A 14,793-nucleotide genomic window follows, 5' to 3' on the forward strand; every position below is an offset into this window, starting at 1 on the left:
GTCGCGTCGGGCGGGTCGAATCTGACCGGCGCGTACTGTTTTGGTCGTCCCGGCGCAACCCACGCGCATGGCACTCGACCCGAAACGAACCGCGGTGGTCGTCGTGGATATGCAGAACGGCTTTTGTCACCCCGACGGGAGCCTGTTCGCGCCGGGAAGCGAATCCGCGGTCGGCCCCGTCACGGACCTCGTTGCCGCCGCCCGCGACGCCGGCGCGCGCGTCGTCTACACCCGCGACGTGCACCCGCCGGAGCAGTTCGACGACAACCACTACTACGACGAGTTCGAGCGCTGGGGCGAACACGTCGTCGAGGGGACGTGGGACGCCGCCCTCCACGACGACCTCGATGTGCGCGACGAGGACCTCGTCGTCGAGAAGCACACCTACGACGCGTTCTACCGGACGCAGTTGGCGGGTTGGCTCGACAGCCACGGCATCGACGACCTGCTCATCTGCGGCACGCTGGCGAACGTCTGCGTCCTCCACACCGCCGGGAGCGCCGGCCTGCGGGACTACCGGCCGATTCTCGTCACCGACGCGCTCGGCTACATCGAAGAAGCGCACAAGGCGTACGCCGTCGACCACGCCGACTGGCTGTTCGGTGAGACGGCGACGCTCGCGGACGTGGCGTTCGAGTAGGCCGACGGTCCCGCCGACCGTGGTCAGACCCTCGGCGTCGCCCGGGGGGACCGCGTCTCACTCCCGAAAGAGCCGATACGCGCCCTGTCCGGTGGCGACGGCGTCGTTCCAGTCGCTCGACGGCGACTGCCGGGCGGCCACGTCCGAATCCTCCTCGGGGTCGGTGCTGACGACGGTGATGGTGCTCACGCCGACCGAGCCGCCGGCGCGGACGACCTCAGCGACCGCGGTCAGGTCACCCGACGCCCGCCGCAGGTAGTTCACGTTGAGATTGATGGTGGCGACGCCGCCGGCGAGCGGGTCGTCGAGCATCGTCCGGAGGGCGATGCCGCCCGCGGTGTCGATGAGCGTCGCCGCGATACCGCCGTGAATCGTCGGCGGCGACACGGTGTTGGTGAGCTTCTCGTCGTACGGGATGGTCATCACGATGCGGCCGCGCTCGATGGCGTCGACGCGGGTGTTGAGCCACGACAGGTAGCCGTGTTCGTCCTCGATGTGTCGCTGGACGATTGCCGCGGCCTCGGCGGGAAAGTCGTCGGCCATATCACGAACGAGTGTGCCAAATAGTATGTAACCGACGGTCGGTGGCAACCCCGGCGGCCCTGCGAGCAGCGCGAGCAGGCGGTCGCCTCGCCGGCCCTGCGAGCACCGAGTGGGCCGCACCGAGGCGACTGCGAGCGGGAAGCCGACCGGCGAGTGAGCCGAGCGGACGGGAGCCGTGGAGCACTTGTCAATCCGGTGGTGAGTGAAATATATACAGTTTCACGGAGTGATACGGGTATGAGCGATTCCCGCGTCGTGCTGGTCGACGAGTGCCCCGACGGCCTCGTCGACGCCCTCGGGCGACGCGGGTTCACGACCTCGACGTGCGCCGACCGCGGCGACGTGTTCAGTGCCCTCGACGCCGGAGTCGGCGGCGTCGTCGTCCGCGGCGCTCTCGACGCCGAGTTCGTCTCCGGCGTCCGCGACCGAATCGGCGTGGTCCCGGTGTTCTTTCTGACCGAAAGCACCCCGAAATCGGCCCACGACGGCGGCGCAATCGCCATCAGCGACCCGGAGACGCCGGAAGCGGTCGCCTCGGTCGCCGCGCGGGTCGAGCGGGCCATCGAGTTCACGCAGTGGGCGTCGGCCGGGCGGAACTCGGACTCGCTGTATCGGACCGTCGTCGAACAGAGCCACGACGCCATCTTCGTCGCGCAGGACGGCGAGTTTCGCTTTTGGAACCGCCGGCTGACCGAGCTTACCGGCCTGCGCGACGGCGAACTCGCCGAGCGGTCGGTGTCGAGTATCGTCCACCCCGACGACCGCGAGCGGGCCGCCGCCATCGCCACGACGCGACGACAGGGCGGCGACGCACCCGCGAGCTACGAGATTCGTCTCGTCGACGCCGACGGCGCGGCCCGCGAGTGCTCGACGAACGTCAGAGAGATCGACTACCACGGCTCCGACGCCGTCCTCGTCTCGATGCGCGACGTGACCGAGCAGCGGGCCACGGAGGCGCAGTTCCGCGGGCTCGTGGAGCTGGCTCGGGACCTCGTGACCCTCGTGGGAACCGACGGGCGAATCAAGTACCAGAGCCCCTCCGTCACCGAGGTGCTCGGGTTCGACGAGGACGAACTCGTCGACGAGCGCGTCGCCGACCTGATTCACCCCGACGACTGGGACCGCGTCAAGGCCGTCTTCGAGCGCGCGCTCCAGACCGGGGCCGACGGGACCGACCCCGTCCGGTACCGCCAGCGGAACGCCGAGGGGTCGTGGACGTGGCTCGAATCCGTGGGGAGCAATCAGGCCGACACCTCGGTCGACGGCTTCGTCGTCACCTCGCGGAACGTGACCGAACAGCGGAGCTACGAGGAGCGGCTCAAGCGCTACGAGACCATCGTCGAGAGCATCGGCCAAGGCGCGTACGTGGTCGACGAGGCGGGTGTCGTCCAGTTCATCAACGAGGCCGCGCTCTCGCGGACGACCATCCCCATGTCGACGTTCGTCGGCCGACACGTCTCGGCGCTCCGCGACGCCGGCTATCTCGCCGCCGACCAGTACGAACGCGCCCAGTCCGCGCTCGACGCCGTCCTCGGCGGCGAGAGCGAGCGCGAGCGGTTCGAAATCGAACTGTCGTTTCCCGAGGAAAACTACGTGGCCGAGTTCACCGTCTCGCCCATCGTCGACGACGGCGGGGAGGTCGCGGGCGCGGTCGGCATCTCGACGGACGTGACGGAGCGAAAGCGGTACGAACAGCGGCTCAACGCGCTGCACGCGTCGACCCGACGGCTGACGGGGGCGACGAGCCGCGAGGAAGTCGCGGAAATCGTCCGCGAGGCCGCCACCGAAGTCCTCGACTACGCGATCAGCGGCGTCCTCCTGTACGACGAGTCGCAGGACGCGCTCGTCCCGACGGCGTTCACCGACGAGGCGTGGGACGTGTTCGGTGACGTGCCGCCGATTCCGCGAGGGGCCGGGCTGACGTGGGAGGTGTTCGAACGCGGCGAGCACAATCTCTACCGGGACGTGGACTCGAACCCGCGACGGTTCGTCCGCGACGCCGGGGTCAAAGAGGAACTCATCGTGCCGATTCACGACCACGGCGTGTTCTTCGTCGCGTCCCTCGGCGACGACTCGCTGGCCGACCAGCGCATCGCGTTGGCGAAGGTGTTGGCCGCCAACACCCGCGCGGTCTTGGACCGGGTCGAACGCGAACAGCTCTTGCGGCGGCGCGAGCGCGAACTCGCCAGCCAGAACGAACAGCTCGAATCGTTCGCGTCGGTCGTCTCGCACGACCTCAAGAACCCGCTGAACGCGGCGATGGGCTATCTCGACCTCGCCCGCGAGCGGTACGACGGCGACGAACTGGACCGCGTCGCCGACGCCCACGAGCGGATGGCCGGCATCGTCGAGGACATGCTGGCGCTCGCGCGCAACGGTCAGACGGTCGAGGAGGCGGAGCGACTGTCACTCGGGGCCGTCGCCGAGGCGGCGTGGACGACCGCCGCGAGCGACGCGCCGGAAGCGACGCTCGTCACCGACGGCGAACTCCCGATCGAAGCCCACCGCGGGCGGCTCAGACAGCTCCTCGAAAACCTCTTTTCGAACGCGATTCGCCACGGCGGCGACGACGTGACCGTCCGGGTCGGCCCCCTCGACGACCGCGCCGGCTTCTACGTCGAAGACGACGGCCCGGGGATTCCGCCGGACGACCGCCCCCGCATGTTCGAGGCGGGCTACACCACGAGTTCCGAGGGGACCGGCTTCGGCCTCAGCGTCGTCATGAGCGTCGTGAACGCCCACGGCTGGAGCGTCTGGTTCGTCGAGAGCGACGACGGCGGCGCGCGGTTCGAAATTACGACCGAAAGCGACCGCTGACGGGGCGAGAGTGTCGGCGGCGGCGGCAACACTAATTGCGGGTCGTCCGAACGGAGCGCCATGGAAACACCAGACGAGACGACGGTCCGCGCGGCCGACTCGTGTCGGGAGTCGCTGCCCGAGCGCGTCGACGGCGGGCGGGTGCTGTTCGGATTCGACGGCTACATCGACCGCGTTCGGGAGTTCGTCTCCGAGCGACAGTCGGCAGATACCTACGAGCGGGTGCCGACGCTCGACGCGTTCGCTGACCGCGTGAACGACTCGGTCGAAGCCGAGAGTTCGCTCACCTTCGAGTGGATTCAAGACGGCGTCCGCACCGGCGGACACGTGAGCCACCTCGCGCGCGCCTTCGACCGAATGGGGTTCGAGCCCGGAGTCGTCGGCTGTCTCGGCGACCCGGTCGAAGAGCCGTTCGTCGAGGAGTTCGGCCACCTCCCGCTGGAGACGCTCGGGTCGCCCGGCTACACCGACGCCGTCGAGTTCGACGACGGGAAGCTGATGCTCACCGAAATCGGCGCGCTGATGACGCTCGACTGGGCCGGAATCGAGTCGCGCGTCGGCCTCGACCGACTGGCCGAACTGATCGACGGGGCCGAACTCGTCGGGATGGGCTACTGGTCGGAGATGCCCGAGCTACCGGATGTGGCCCGCGGCCTCCGCGAGGAGCTGTGGCCGACGCTGTCGGACCCGCCGGAGACGCTGCTTTTGGACCCCGGCGACCTCAGAAAGCGAGAGCCCGACGTGGTCGCCGCGGGCGTCGAGCAGGTGTCGGCGCTGGACGACGCGGTGCGCGTCGTCGTCTCCGCGAACCGCTACGAGACGCGCTATCTCGCGCGGCTGGCGGGCGTCGAGAGCGACGACTTCGGCCGGGAGTCGCAGGCGGCGTTCGACCACCTCGGCGTCAGTCGATTCGCGGGCCACGGCATCGAGGAGGCGCACCTCGTCGACGAGGGGGGAACCGCGACCGTCGGGGTCCCCCGGACGGACGACCCGGTGTTGACGACGAGTTCGGGCGACCACTTCAACGCGGGCCTCGCGCTCGCGCACGTCCTCGACCTCGGTCGCGCGGAGTCGCTCGTCGTCGGCAACGCGGTCGCGGGACACTTCGTCAGAACCGGGTCGCCGCCGACGTACGACGAACTACGGGCGTTCGCCTCGGAGTATCCCGATTACTTCGACGCCGCTTAAATACCGATTGTCCACACAAGGGTCAGATATATTACTAGAATCGGCGTACCGATATGCGTCGGTGGCACCCCCACACGGGCGCACCGCCGGAGAGCCGCGAGTCGCGCCGTTCCGGTGGCGAAATCGACTCCCGTCGTGGCATCTCGCGCCCGGTTGCCGCGCCCCACCACGGTCCCGTTTTGACGCATCATCGGCTCTTCACTCGGACCGCGAATCGCGGTCGAGGTCGTCTATCGTCGACCCGACGAGGTTTCGGAGCGCCCGACGAAGCCGCTGTGAGAGCGCCTGTTCGGTGATACCCAACCGGCTCGCGATGTCGTCGAGGCCCGTCTCTTTCGGCGTCTCGAAGTAGCCCCGTTCGAAGGCGAGCCGAAGCGCCGTCAGCTGTTTCTCCGAGAGGCCGGTGTTCGGGGGGTAACGCTCGTCGAGGCGGGCCGGTTCGACGCGGCGCACGTCGATGTCGATATCGCGGGAGAGACAGGCGTCGTGGAATCGGGTGGTCAGCTCGTTCGACGGGAAGTACACCGACAGCGACCAGCCGTACCTCGTGCCGACCATTTGCCGGACGATGCCATCGCACTCGCGGATGGCCGAGAGGATGTCGCCGTCGCGGGTCGCCCACTCGCAGCGGTAAAGCCGTCCCTCGGGCCCGTCGGATATCGGTTCGAAGCGCTCGATGCTCGCGTGGTCGTCGAGCAGGTCGTCGAGCGCCTCGCGGTCGCTGCCGCGGGCGACGAAGTAGGGAACCGGCTCGTCCGTCACCGGGATACCGCCGACGAACGTGAGTTCGAACTCGGGGTCTTCGAACGTTCCGTCGGGCGAGGCCCCGGCCAGCGGGTGGCCGAGTTCGACCTCGTACCCACTGGCGTGGTCGCCGGTCATCGCAGCGCGGTGGCAGCGGCTGCATCGAAAACCGAAGCGACGGCACGCGCTCGTATGTCGGGTCTCACGAACGGAGAAAAATACGGGCGACCGAAGGATATTTTTTGCGGAGACTAATCCTTTCATAGTAAAGGTGTTTAAAAATGGAGCCACAAAATGGAGGTGTCGGGCAGCCGCGCCGGAGAGGGTTAAAAATCCAATTCTATGACACTTCTGCCGCCGTCAGTCGAGTCGAATCGGGTCGGCGCTGGGGCGAATCTCGACCGACACCTCGTCGCCGGTGGTGAAGCCGTGACCGGGACAGACGAGTTTGCTCCCGAAGTCGACGCGAGACGCGAATAGTGACAATCCAGTGATTCGAACGCCGTCGACGAGCACGTCGAAGTCGGCCCACGGAACGTCGCGGCCGGCGGCCCGGCCGACCCGCTCGCCGAGGAGCGACAGCGATTGTCCGTCTTCGACGGGCGAGAGCGCGCCCCCGAAGCCGTAGTGGGCGAGACCGCCGTCGAGGACGACGCCCTCGTCGCTGGCGAGGCCGACGAACTCGCCGGGGGCGACCCCCGCGTCGGCGCGGGTCGGGGCGTCGAGGACGACGAACGTCTCGGCCGTCTCGACGACGGTTCCCGTCCCGTCCCAGTCGAGCGGCGAGACGGTCACGTCGGGCGACACCGGGAGCGACCCCCGAGCGCGATGGTGGTTCGCGTCCGCGGGGCGGAAGCCGACGTGGACGTGGTTCGAGACCCACGGCGCGAAAAAGCCGGAGCGGACGAGCCGTCCCAGCGAGTCACCGACCGCGACCTCGTCGCCCGCGTCGACGCCGGGGTCGACGTGGAGGATGCGCGCGACCAGTCCGTCGCGGGGGTCGTCGTCGGGGTCACCGAGCCAGCCCAGTCCGGTGGCGTCGGCGTCGACATCGACGAGGATGAGGTACTCGTCGTCGTGGGCGTAGGGCTTGTCGGGCGCGCGGACGGTCCGCGTCTCTCGGACGACGCCCGCGACGGGCGAGCGGGCCACCGGGTCGTCGGCGGCGACGTAGAGGTCGATAGCACACCCGCCGTCGTGGGCGGGGTACGGCGAGTTGTAGAGCGAGAAGCGCTCGAAGCGCAAGAGCATCGGCCGCGGCAGTCGCAGCATGGTCGTCGGGACGGGACGGGTGCGCTTAGGTACGTCGGGGTGTTTCTCTCGGGTATGCGCGTCATCCGCGGTCGCGGGCCCGACCGGGAGGCGGACCGGGCGGTCACCGCGGCCATGCTCCGCGAGGCGGGCGACACGGGCGAACCGGCGTTCCGCGCGTGGACGCCGCACCGACAGCTCGCGTTCGGCAGGCGCGACACCCGCGCCCCGCGGTACGACGAGGCCGTCGCCGCCGCCGAGGAACGCGGTTTTCCCGCTATCGAGCGCTCCGTCGGCGGCCGCGCCGTGGCCTACACGGGAACCACCGTCGCGTTCGCCCACGCGGTTCCCCTCGACGACGCCCGGAGCGGCCTCGACGCGCGGTACGAGGCCGGAACGACCGCCGTCGTCCGCGCCCTGCGGAGCCTCGGCGTCCCCGCGCGGCGGGGCGAGCCCCCGGCGTCGTACTGCCCCGGCGACCACTCGGTCCAAGCGGGCGGGAAGCTCTGCGGCCTCGCCCAGCGCGTTCGAAAAGAGAGCGCGCTCGTCTCCGGCGTGGTCGTCGTCACCGACCGCGACGAGATAGCCGACGTGCTCGCGCCCGTCTACGAGGCTATCGACGTTCCCTTCGACCCGGATTCGGTGGGGAGCGTCGCTGACGCCGGCGGCCCGGCCGGTTCCGACGCGGTCTGCGACGCCCTCGAAGCCGTCTTCGTTGGCGACGCGGAGACGCGCGTCGAAAACGCGGCCGACCTCGCGTGAGCGACTGACTGCGACCGCTCCCCGAACCGCCGGCCCCGTCACTCCCCGAACCGCCGGACTTAGCACCCGGCGCGTCGCACCCCCTCGTATGCGAATCGAGAACGCGACGCTGGCCGACGGCCGCGCCGTCGACGTCCGCGTCGAGGACGGAACCGTCGAGGCGGTCGGTGACCTCGACCCCGTCGCTGACGAGGAGACCGTCGACGCCGAAGGGAACCTGCTTCTGCCGGGCGCTATCGACGTACACGTCCACTTCCGCGAACCGGGATTCGAGCACAAGGAGACGTGGGAGACCGGCGCGCGGAGCGCCGCCGCGGGGGGCGTGACGACCGTCGCCGACCAGCCGAACACCGACCCGACGACGACCGACGGCGCGGGCTTCGACGCGAAGGCCGAGCGCGCCGCGAACGCCTGCATCGACTACGGTATCAACGGCGGCGTCACCGCCGACTGGGACCCCGACAGCCTGTTCGAGCGCCCGCTTTTCGCCCTCGGCGAGGTGTTCCTGGCCGACTCGACCGGCGACATGGGCATCGAGGCCGACCTGTTTGCCGAGGCCGCAGAGCGCGCCGGCGAGGCGGGCGTGCCCGTCACGGTCCACGCCGAGGACGCCGACCTGTTCGACGACTCCGCCATCGAGGGCGACCTCGGCGGGGTCGGCCGCGACGCCGACGCCGACGCGTGGAGCGCCTACCGGACCGCCGAGGCCGAGGCGGTCGCCGTCGAGCGGGCCGTCCGCGTCGGCGGCGAGACCGGCGCGCAGATTCACATCGCCCACACGAGCACGCCCGAGGGCGTCGACGCCGCCCGCGACGGCGGCGCGACCTGCGAGGCGACGCCGCACCACCTGTTTCTGTCCCGCGACGACCTCGACGAGTTGGGCACCTACGGCCGGATGAACCCGCCGCTCCGCTCCGAGGCGCGCCGCGAGGCCATGTTCGAGCGCCTCGCCGACGGCCGCATCGACATGGTCGCCACGGACCACGCGCCGCACACCCGCGAGGAGAAAGAACAGTCGCTTCTCGACGCCCCGAGCGGCGTCCCCGGCGTCGAGACGATGGTTCCCCTCCTTCTGGGCGCAGTCGTCGCCGGCGACCTCACCGCCGAGCGCGTCCGCGACGTGGTCGCCGCGAACCCCGCCGCGGTGTTCGACCTGCCGCGCAAGGGTCGAATCGAGGCGGGCGCCGACGCCGACCTCGCGCTGTACGACCTCGACGCCGCCCGCGAGATTCGCGGCGCTGACCTCCACTCGAACTGCAAGTGGACCCCGTTCGAGGGCCACACCGGCGTCTTCCCCGAGTGGACGATGCTCCGCGGCGAGTTCGTCTGGGACGGCGAGGATTTCGGCGCGGTCGCCGGCGAGAACGTCCGCGACTGACCGGAGGCGGGAACCGACCGGTGGCCGGCCCGCTCAGACCCGCGCGGCCGCGACCTGCGCGCCCTTCCAGCCGACGCCGACGAGCACCGCGAGCGGCGCTGTCAGAGCGACCAGCGGGACGACCGACCCGGCGAGGCCGCCGAGGCCGCCGAGCGCGGACGACAGGACGACGGTCCCGAGGAAGCCACCCACGGCGAGCGCCGGCGCGACCAGCGCGTAGGCGAACAGCCAGCGCTGTCTGCGAGTGAACTCGACGCCGTAGCCCGGTCCCGGCGGGATGAGCAGGCCACCAGCGAGGAGGATGAAGCCGACGACACCGAACGCGAGGAGGAAAAAGCCCGCGAGCCCGTGGGCGAAGCCGTCGCTTCCGGGCGGCGGCGGGGGCATCGTGACGGCGGTCCGCCAGACGAACGCGAGAAGCGCGACCCCGGCCCCGGCGACGGGGAGTTGGAGCGACCCGAGGACCGCGCGGAGTGACCATCGCATCGGGCCGACTGTCGGCGGGGAGATAGATAGCAGTTCCGCCGCCGCCGGGTGTCGGGGGCCCGCCGGAACGGACGAACCCGACGCAAGCGAATCTTTTTCCCGTCCGACTCCCCGAGGGAGTGACACGCATGACCGACGAGCGGACGCCGCCGCGAGGCCGCGACCCGAACGCGGACGCCGACGAACCACACGCACTCACGGGACTGCTGTCGTTCTGGGAGACTGTGGTAGAGGACGCCGAGGCGACCGCGGCCGAGTACGAAGACGAGGGCTGGGAGACGCTCGTGCTCCATCCCGGCGACGTGTCGGTGTTGCCGCCGGCGAACCTGCCGGAGGCGACGGAGCGCGTCGGTTTCGACGTGCTCGTCCCCGGAAGCGAGTTCGAGTCGCTGTCGTCGTGGGTCGAGTCGGCCGCGTTCGACCGCTACGACGTGTACCGCGCCCGCGAGGACGACACCGTGTTCGTCGTCTCGGTCGTGCAGGACGCCGCGGCGTCGAAGGCCGTCGTCGTCCCGCTGTACTACGAGTTGGGCGAGGTGGACGCGATGGCGACGAAGGCGCGAAAACAGGACGAACTCCGGCTCTACGTTCGGCCAGTCGAGGCGGACCGACGCGTCGAGTTAGTCCAGTCGGAACCGGACCCGCTTTTCCCCTGACTTCGAGTCGGCGCGGCGTCGGTCCGGGGGGAAACCGGTGCGGAGTCGCACGGACCGCGGGGCGTCACTCCTCGTCAGACAGTTCCTCTTGCCGCAGTTCCGTGCTCGCCTCGCGGACCTCGCGCATGACGCTCGAAATGCGCTCTTCGGCTTCGAGTTCCTCTTCGACCGAGAGGTCGACGCCCTCGACTTCGAGCAGGAACTTGGCGATTTCCGTCACCTCGTACATCATCTCGTCGAGCTCCTCGGCCGTGAAGAAGCCCGACATCGCGCCGTAGAGGAACGTCGCGCCCGACTTCCGAACCTTGTCGCGGAACGCAGACCGGGCCTGATTGACCGCCTGCGGGGTGTAGGTATCGGTCATGAAGGGAACGAGTTCGGGGAGGTTGTTCCCGATTTTCGTCATCTCGACGCCCGTCTCGGTCCGGAAGTCCGCGCAGAGTCGCGCGATTGCCCACTCGCGGGCCGTCACGTAGGTCCGCTCGCGGAGGAAGTCGTTGACGCGGTCGTACTGCGCGCCGTCGACCTTCTTGAACCGGGCGTACTTCTGTACGTCCTCGGGAACCGCGTCGTCGGCGTCAGCTCCGGCGTCTGGACCGGCGTCACCGGCCTCGGATTCAGTCGCGTCTTCGGCGTCGGCATCGGCTCCGGCGTCGTCCGTCGGTTCCGCGCCCGCAGTCTCCGAGTCGGTGGCTGGGTCTGCCGGCTCCGTGTCCGCCGCCGCTTCGTCCGCCGCCGCTCGCGGGTCCGCGTCGGGGCGAGCCGTCTCCTCGGCGTCGCTCGCGCCCGTCTCGAACTCGTCGGACTCGTCTGTCATACCGCGGGCTACCGCGGCACGGCCGAAAAGGGTTCCGCGATGTTCGGTCCCCCGCCGACGGGGATGTCGCCCCCCGTTTCCGGGTAAGGGTTTTCTATCGCGCCCGCGAGATTGGGAATCATGAAGGTACTGCTCGGAATCGGTGGCAGCGACGATTCCATGCGGGCGCTCGAAACGACGGTCGAACGGACGGCCGAGGTCGGCGACGACCTCACGGTCGCCATCGTCGACAACCCGTCCGGCGAGCGCTCGCGCGAGGAGATGGAAACGCGGGTGACGGAACTGCTCGACGAGCGCGGCGTCGACGCGACCGTCCGCGCGCTCGACGGCGACCCGGGGAGCGCCCTCGTGGACCTCGCCGAAAACGAGGGGTTCGACCAACTGGTGCTCGGCGGCGGCGAGACGAGCCCGATGGGGAAGATACAGATCGGCAACATCGCGGAGTTCGTCCTGCTGAACTCCCACGTGACCGTCACCCTAGTACGATGAGCGACCGAACGTTCTCCGACGCCGTCGCCGACCCGTACGACGCGCCGCCGCTGTCGTTCACCGACGGGGAAGACCGCACCATCGAGGTGCGCGCGCACGACGGCTCAGACGAGGAGTTGGAGGCGCTCGTCGAGATGTACGACGCGTTCGACCCCTCGGACCGCGCGCAGGGCATCCCGCCGGGCCGCGAGGACCGCATCCGCGACTGGCTGGAGAACATCCTCGACGAGGACTGCCTGAACGTCATCGCGTGGGACGGCGACGAGGTGGCCGGCCACGCGACGCTCGTCCCCGACGGCGACGCCTACGAACTCGCCATCTTCGTCCACCAGACGTACCAGCGCGCCGGCATCGGGACGCGGCTCATCAAGGCGCTGCTCGGCCACGGCCGGGAGGCCGGCGTGGAGAAGGTGTGGCTCACGGTCGAGCGGTGGAACCGCGCGGCGGTCGGCCTCTACCAGACCGTCGGCTTCGAGACGAGCGACGCCGAGAGCTTCGAGTTGGAGATGACCATCCGACTCGCTGAACCGCCGGACGACGAGGGCGGCTGAGGGCGGCGGCGAGCCGCGACAACGACCAACGATTCAGGATTCGGACAGGATTCAGACCGAAAGCACGGGCTGGCTGGCGTACAGGAGGACGTACTCGGCGGCCTTGGCGAGCACCTCGCCTGGGTCGCCCGAGACGGGCTCTCGGGGCACGACGATGAAGTCCGCGTCGAGTTCTTCTGCGGTGTCGAGGACGACGCTGCCGGGGTGGCGGAGCTTGCTCGTCCGCGAGAAGCCGTAGGCGACCGACGTGGTGACGGGCACGTCGGCGGTCTCTGCGAGCGCCGACACGGTGTCGGTGACGGCCTTGCTGTCCTCGGCGACGGCGTCCTCGTCGACGACGCCCTGCTCTATGGCGCGGACGACGTCCTCGCCGAGGACGTGGACGGCGTGGACCGCGGCGTCGTACTCGGCCGCGACGGCGGCGGCGTACTCCGCCGCGCGCGTCGCCTCCTCGCTTTGGTCGACCGGCACGAGAACGAGGTCGATAGAGAGCGGGCGCGGTGACATGTCCCCACCTGCGTCGGGGGACGACAAAAAACTCACCCCACGGTCCCGGCTGCCGGCCGCCCCAGACTGGTTTTATGCCGCCGCGCCGTGAACCCGAAGCCATGTTCGACACCATCGTCATCGCCACCGACGGCTCGGCGAGCGTCCGCCGGGCGGTCAGCGTCGCCGTCGACCTCGCAGAGCGGTTCGACGCGTCGGTCCACGCGCTGTACGTCATCGACGCCGGCGACGTGGAGACCGCGCCGGAGCGGCTCCGCGACGAGATGCGCGACGCGCTCACCGAACGCGGCGAGGAGGCGCTCGCGGAGGTCGAAGCCGCGACCGACCGCGAGGTGACCGTCGCGGTGCGCGAGGGCCGCCCCGCCGCCGAAATTTCGAACTACGCCCGCGAGGTCGACGCCGACGCCGTCGCCATGGGAACCCGGGGCCGACACGGCGAGAACCGCTTTCTCATCGGCAGCGTCGCCGAGCGCGTCGTCCGGACCTGTCCGGTGCCGGTGCTGACGGTCCGCCAGCTGGAGGAGGGGACGACGGACTCCCTGCTGAGCGACGAGGCGGCCTGAGCGGGCCGCGTAGCTCGGTTCGGTCGCGGCCCGCGGGACGTTCGGCGCGGTCTCCGCCGACGGAATCGGGAGGAGTTTTCCCCGTCGCGCCCGAGTTCAGCGTATGGAAGACGAGCTCATCGACAGTTCTCAGCTCTCGCTCCCCCGCAAGTCCGTGCTCCCCGGAGCCGGCTTCTTCTACCCCGAGTCGTTCGACGAGGAACGCGCCGAAGAGCGCGCCAAGGCGAAACTCGAAGACGCGTCGGTCGCGGTCGTCACCGACACCGACGCCGACGGCCTCGGCTGTGTCGCCCTCCTCCGGGAGGCCTACGACGCCGCCCTCGACGTGGCCGACTTCGAAGAACGCATCGAGGAGAAACTCAGCGACGACGAGGACGAGGACGAAGACGACGAGGAACCCGCCCTCGCCGGAGAAGACGAAGAAGAGCGCCCGAAATCGCCGGTCGCGCTGATGGGGTCGAGTCCGTACTCGCTGGAAGACGACCTCCAGCGCGTCGCCGACTACGCCCCCGAGGGCGTCGAGGTGTACGTCTGCGACCTCTGTCCGGACAAGTTCGAGTACGTCGAGGAAGAACTGGCCGCGCTCGTCGAGACGGCGGGCGAGATTCACTGGTACGACCACCACCAGTGGAAGCCGGAGGTCGCCGAGGCGGTCCGCGAGGCCGGCGTCGACCTCGTCGTCGGTGAGTCCGACGAGGAGTGTTCGACCGACGTGACGCTCCGCGAACTCGACTACGAGTTCGACGAGCGGTTTTCGGACCTCGCGGCCGTCACCCGCGACCACGACCTCTGGCTGAACGAAGACGAGCGGAGTCAGGACCTCGCGGACTACGCCTACTGGACCTCGAAAGAGGAGTACGTCGCCGTCGTCGGCGCGTACGGCGCGGACCTCCCGCCGGTCGTCGAGGAGTACATCGCCCACCGCCGCGTCGAAAAGGAGAACCTCATTCAGGCCGCCGTCGACCGTGCCGAACTGAAGACCGTCGGCGGCTGGACGGTCGGCGTCACCTACGGCCGCTGCTCGCAAAACGAGGTCGCGGACGCCCTCCGCAAGGCGGGCGCGGACGCGGCGGTCGTCGTCAAGCCCGCCGGAAGCGCCTCCATTCGCGGCTCCGACGACTTCGAGCGCTGTCACGAGGTCGCGGACCTCGTCAACGGCGGCGGCCACCCGAAGGCCGCCGGCTGTAAGCCCGACATCTACGACGACATGCTCGACTACGCCCACCACTGGACGACGCAGGGCGCGACGACGAAGCGCGTCATCCTCCGGGCGTTCGAGCAGGTCGCAGACGCGGTCGCGGAGGCGGAAGCGGAAGCGGAAGCCGCGGCCGACGCGGAAGCCGACGATGACGCCGAAGACGACGAAGGCGTCGAGACCGAACGGTAACGTCGGACGCGACT

Annotated in this window: 16 protein-coding genes; 10 read left to right on the plus strand and 6 right to left on the minus strand. The window is 69.7% G+C overall.

Features of this window, described 5'->3' with window-relative positions; translation table 11 throughout:
- The first annotated feature begins 67 nt into the window (after positions 1–67).
- Entirely contained in the window at positions 68–640 is a 573-nt protein-coding gene (locus ACSR87_RS06960) for a cysteine hydrolase family protein (protein ID WP_498529967.1), read from the plus strand.
- Between the two features lie 57 nt (positions 641–697).
- Here the strand turns inward: ACSR87_RS06960 and ACSR87_RS06965 are convergent, their stop codons facing one another.
- Positions 698–1,183, minus strand: coding sequence for a PaaI family thioesterase (locus ACSR87_RS06965; protein WP_004041693.1), 486 nt, complete (start codon positions 1,181–1,183; stop codon positions 698–700).
- A gap of 237 nt (positions 1,184–1,420) precedes the next feature.
- Here ACSR87_RS06965 and ACSR87_RS06970 point away from each other — a divergent pair, with 237 nt between their 5' ends.
- Complete coding sequence (locus ACSR87_RS06970) at positions 1,421–4,000, plus strand: sensor histidine kinase (protein WP_498529968.1); 2,580 nt, start codon at positions 1,421–1,423, stop codon at positions 3,998–4,000.
- Positions 4,001–4,060: 60 nt separating this feature from the next.
- Positions 4,061–5,188 carry a ketohexokinase gene (gene khk, locus ACSR87_RS06975; RefSeq protein WP_498529969.1) on the plus strand — a complete coding sequence of 376 codons (1,128 nt, stop codon included), beginning with the start codon at positions 4,061–4,063 and terminating at the stop codon, positions 5,186–5,188.
- Between the two features lie 198 nt (positions 5,189–5,386).
- Here the strand turns inward: khk and ACSR87_RS06980 are convergent, their stop codons facing one another.
- Entirely contained in the window at positions 5,387–6,070 is a 684-nt protein-coding gene (locus tag ACSR87_RS06980) for a helix-turn-helix domain-containing protein (RefSeq protein ID WP_498529970.1), read from the minus strand.
- Between the two features lie 222 nt (positions 6,071–6,292).
- Entirely contained in the window at positions 6,293–7,204 is a 912-nt protein-coding gene (locus tag ACSR87_RS06985) for a DUF8155 domain-containing protein (RefSeq protein ID WP_498529971.1), read from the minus strand.
- 54 nt (positions 7,205–7,258) lie between these two features.
- On the opposite strand from ACSR87_RS06985, the gene ACSR87_RS06990 reads away from it, so the two are divergent.
- Positions 7,259–7,945 (plus strand): lipoate--protein ligase family protein, encoded by a 687-nt coding sequence (locus ACSR87_RS06990; protein ID WP_498529972.1) that lies wholly within the window; start codon positions 7,259–7,261, stop codon positions 7,943–7,945.
- A gap of 88 nt (positions 7,946–8,033) precedes the next feature.
- A complete protein-coding gene (locus ACSR87_RS06995; protein WP_498529973.1) occupies positions 8,034–9,323 on the plus strand; it encodes a dihydroorotase in 1,290 nt (429 codons plus the stop codon).
- 33 nt (positions 9,324–9,356) lie between these two features.
- On the opposite strand, the gene ACSR87_RS07000 is transcribed toward ACSR87_RS06995, so the two are convergent.
- Complete coding sequence (locus tag ACSR87_RS07000) at positions 9,357–9,809, minus strand: hypothetical protein (protein WP_498529974.1); 453 nt, start codon at positions 9,807–9,809, stop codon at positions 9,357–9,359.
- A 128-nt stretch (positions 9,810–9,937) separates the two neighbouring features.
- Between ACSR87_RS07000 and ACSR87_RS07005 the strand changes: the two genes are divergently transcribed.
- Positions 9,938–10,465, plus strand: a complete 528-nt coding sequence (locus ACSR87_RS07005; RefSeq protein ID WP_498529975.1) for a DUF7529 family protein — start codon at positions 9,938–9,940, stop codon at positions 10,463–10,465.
- 64 nt (positions 10,466–10,529) lie between these two features.
- Here ACSR87_RS07005 and ACSR87_RS07010 read toward each other — a convergent pair whose 3' ends face one another.
- On the minus strand, positions 10,530–11,282 hold the full coding sequence (locus ACSR87_RS07010) for a DUF5806 family protein (RefSeq protein WP_498529976.1): 753 nt from the start codon (positions 11,280–11,282) through the stop codon (positions 10,530–10,532).
- A 120-nt stretch (positions 11,283–11,402) separates the two neighbouring features.
- Between ACSR87_RS07010 and ACSR87_RS07015 the strand changes: the two genes are divergently transcribed.
- Entirely contained in the window at positions 11,403–11,771 is a 369-nt protein-coding gene (locus ACSR87_RS07015; RefSeq protein WP_004041703.1) for a universal stress protein, read from the plus strand.
- The gene (locus ACSR87_RS07020) at positions 11,768–12,322 is read left to right on the plus strand and encodes a GNAT family N-acetyltransferase (RefSeq protein WP_008574696.1); all 555 of its coding nucleotides are present in this window, start codon (positions 11,768–11,770) and stop codon (positions 12,320–12,322) included. Before ACSR87_RS07015 ends, ACSR87_RS07020 begins: the two co-directional genes overlap by 4 nt.
- A gap of 51 nt (positions 12,323–12,373) precedes the next feature.
- On the opposite strand, the gene ACSR87_RS07025 is transcribed toward ACSR87_RS07020, so the two are convergent.
- Positions 12,374–12,829: a universal stress protein gene (locus ACSR87_RS07025; protein WP_004041708.1), complete on the minus strand. Its 456-nt coding sequence runs from the start codon at positions 12,827–12,829 to the stop codon at positions 12,374–12,376.
- A 101-nt stretch (positions 12,830–12,930) separates the two neighbouring features.
- Between ACSR87_RS07025 and ACSR87_RS07030 the strand changes: the two genes are divergently transcribed.
- Positions 12,931–13,392, plus strand: a complete 462-nt coding sequence (locus ACSR87_RS07030) for a universal stress protein (RefSeq protein WP_008574693.1) — start codon at positions 12,931–12,933, stop codon at positions 13,390–13,392.
- Positions 13,393–13,495: 103 nt separating this feature from the next.
- A complete protein-coding gene (locus ACSR87_RS07035) occupies positions 13,496–14,779 on the plus strand; it encodes a DHH family phosphoesterase (RefSeq protein ID WP_498529977.1) in 1,284 nt (427 codons plus the stop codon).
- Positions 14,780–14,793 lie beyond the last annotated feature (14 nt).

This window comes from Haloferax sp. SDI50 (genome assembly GCF_059802635.1).

Bases quoted from the DNA above. Each gene is read 5' to 3' on its own strand.
- ACSR87_RS06990 (WP_498529972.1), top strand. From the start codon at position 7,259: ATGCGCGTCATCCGCGGTCGCGGGCCCGACCGGGAGGCGGACCGGGCG.
- ACSR87_RS07035 (WP_498529977.1), top strand. From the start codon at position 13,496: ATGGAAGACGAGCTCATCGACAGTTCTCAGCTCTCGCTCCCCCGCAAG.
- ACSR87_RS07000 (WP_498529974.1), bottom strand. From the start codon at position 9,809: ATGCGATGGTCACTCCGCGCGGTCCTCGGGTCGCTCCAACTCCCCGTC.
- ACSR87_RS06960 (WP_498529967.1), top strand. From the start codon at position 68: ATGGCACTCGACCCGAAACGAACCGCGGTGGTCGTCGTGGATATGCAG.
- ACSR87_RS06980 (WP_498529970.1), bottom strand. From the start codon at position 6,070: ATGACCGGCGACCACGCCAGTGGGTACGAGGTCGAACTCGGCCACCCG.
- ACSR87_RS06995 (WP_498529973.1), top strand. From the start codon at position 8,034: ATGCGAATCGAGAACGCGACGCTGGCCGACGGCCGCGCCGTCGACGTC.
- ACSR87_RS07025 (WP_004041708.1), bottom strand. From the start codon at position 12,829: ATGTCACCGCGCCCGCTCTCTATCGACCTCGTTCTCGTGCCGGTCGAC.
- ACSR87_RS07010 (WP_498529976.1), bottom strand. From the start codon at position 11,282: ATGACAGACGAGTCCGACGAGTTCGAGACGGGCGCGAGCGACGCCGAG.
- ACSR87_RS06970 (WP_498529968.1), top strand. From the start codon at position 1,421: ATGAGCGATTCCCGCGTCGTGCTGGTCGACGAGTGCCCCGACGGCCTC.
- ACSR87_RS07020 (WP_008574696.1), top strand. From the start codon at position 11,768: ATGAGCGACCGAACGTTCTCCGACGCCGTCGCCGACCCGTACGACGCG.
- khk (WP_498529969.1), top strand. From the start codon at position 4,061: ATGGAAACACCAGACGAGACGACGGTCCGCGCGGCCGACTCGTGTCGG.
- ACSR87_RS07030 (WP_008574693.1), top strand. From the start codon at position 12,931: ATGTTCGACACCATCGTCATCGCCACCGACGGCTCGGCGAGCGTCCGC.
- ACSR87_RS06985 (WP_498529971.1), bottom strand. From the start codon at position 7,204: ATGCTGCGACTGCCGCGGCCGATGCTCTTGCGCTTCGAGCGCTTCTCG.
- ACSR87_RS07005 (WP_498529975.1), top strand. From the start codon at position 9,938: ATGACCGACGAGCGGACGCCGCCGCGAGGCCGCGACCCGAACGCGGAC.
- ACSR87_RS06965 (WP_004041693.1), bottom strand. From the start codon at position 1,183: ATGGCCGACGACTTTCCCGCCGAGGCCGCGGCAATCGTCCAGCGACAC.
- ACSR87_RS07015 (WP_004041703.1), top strand. From the start codon at position 11,403: ATGAAGGTACTGCTCGGAATCGGTGGCAGCGACGATTCCATGCGGGCG.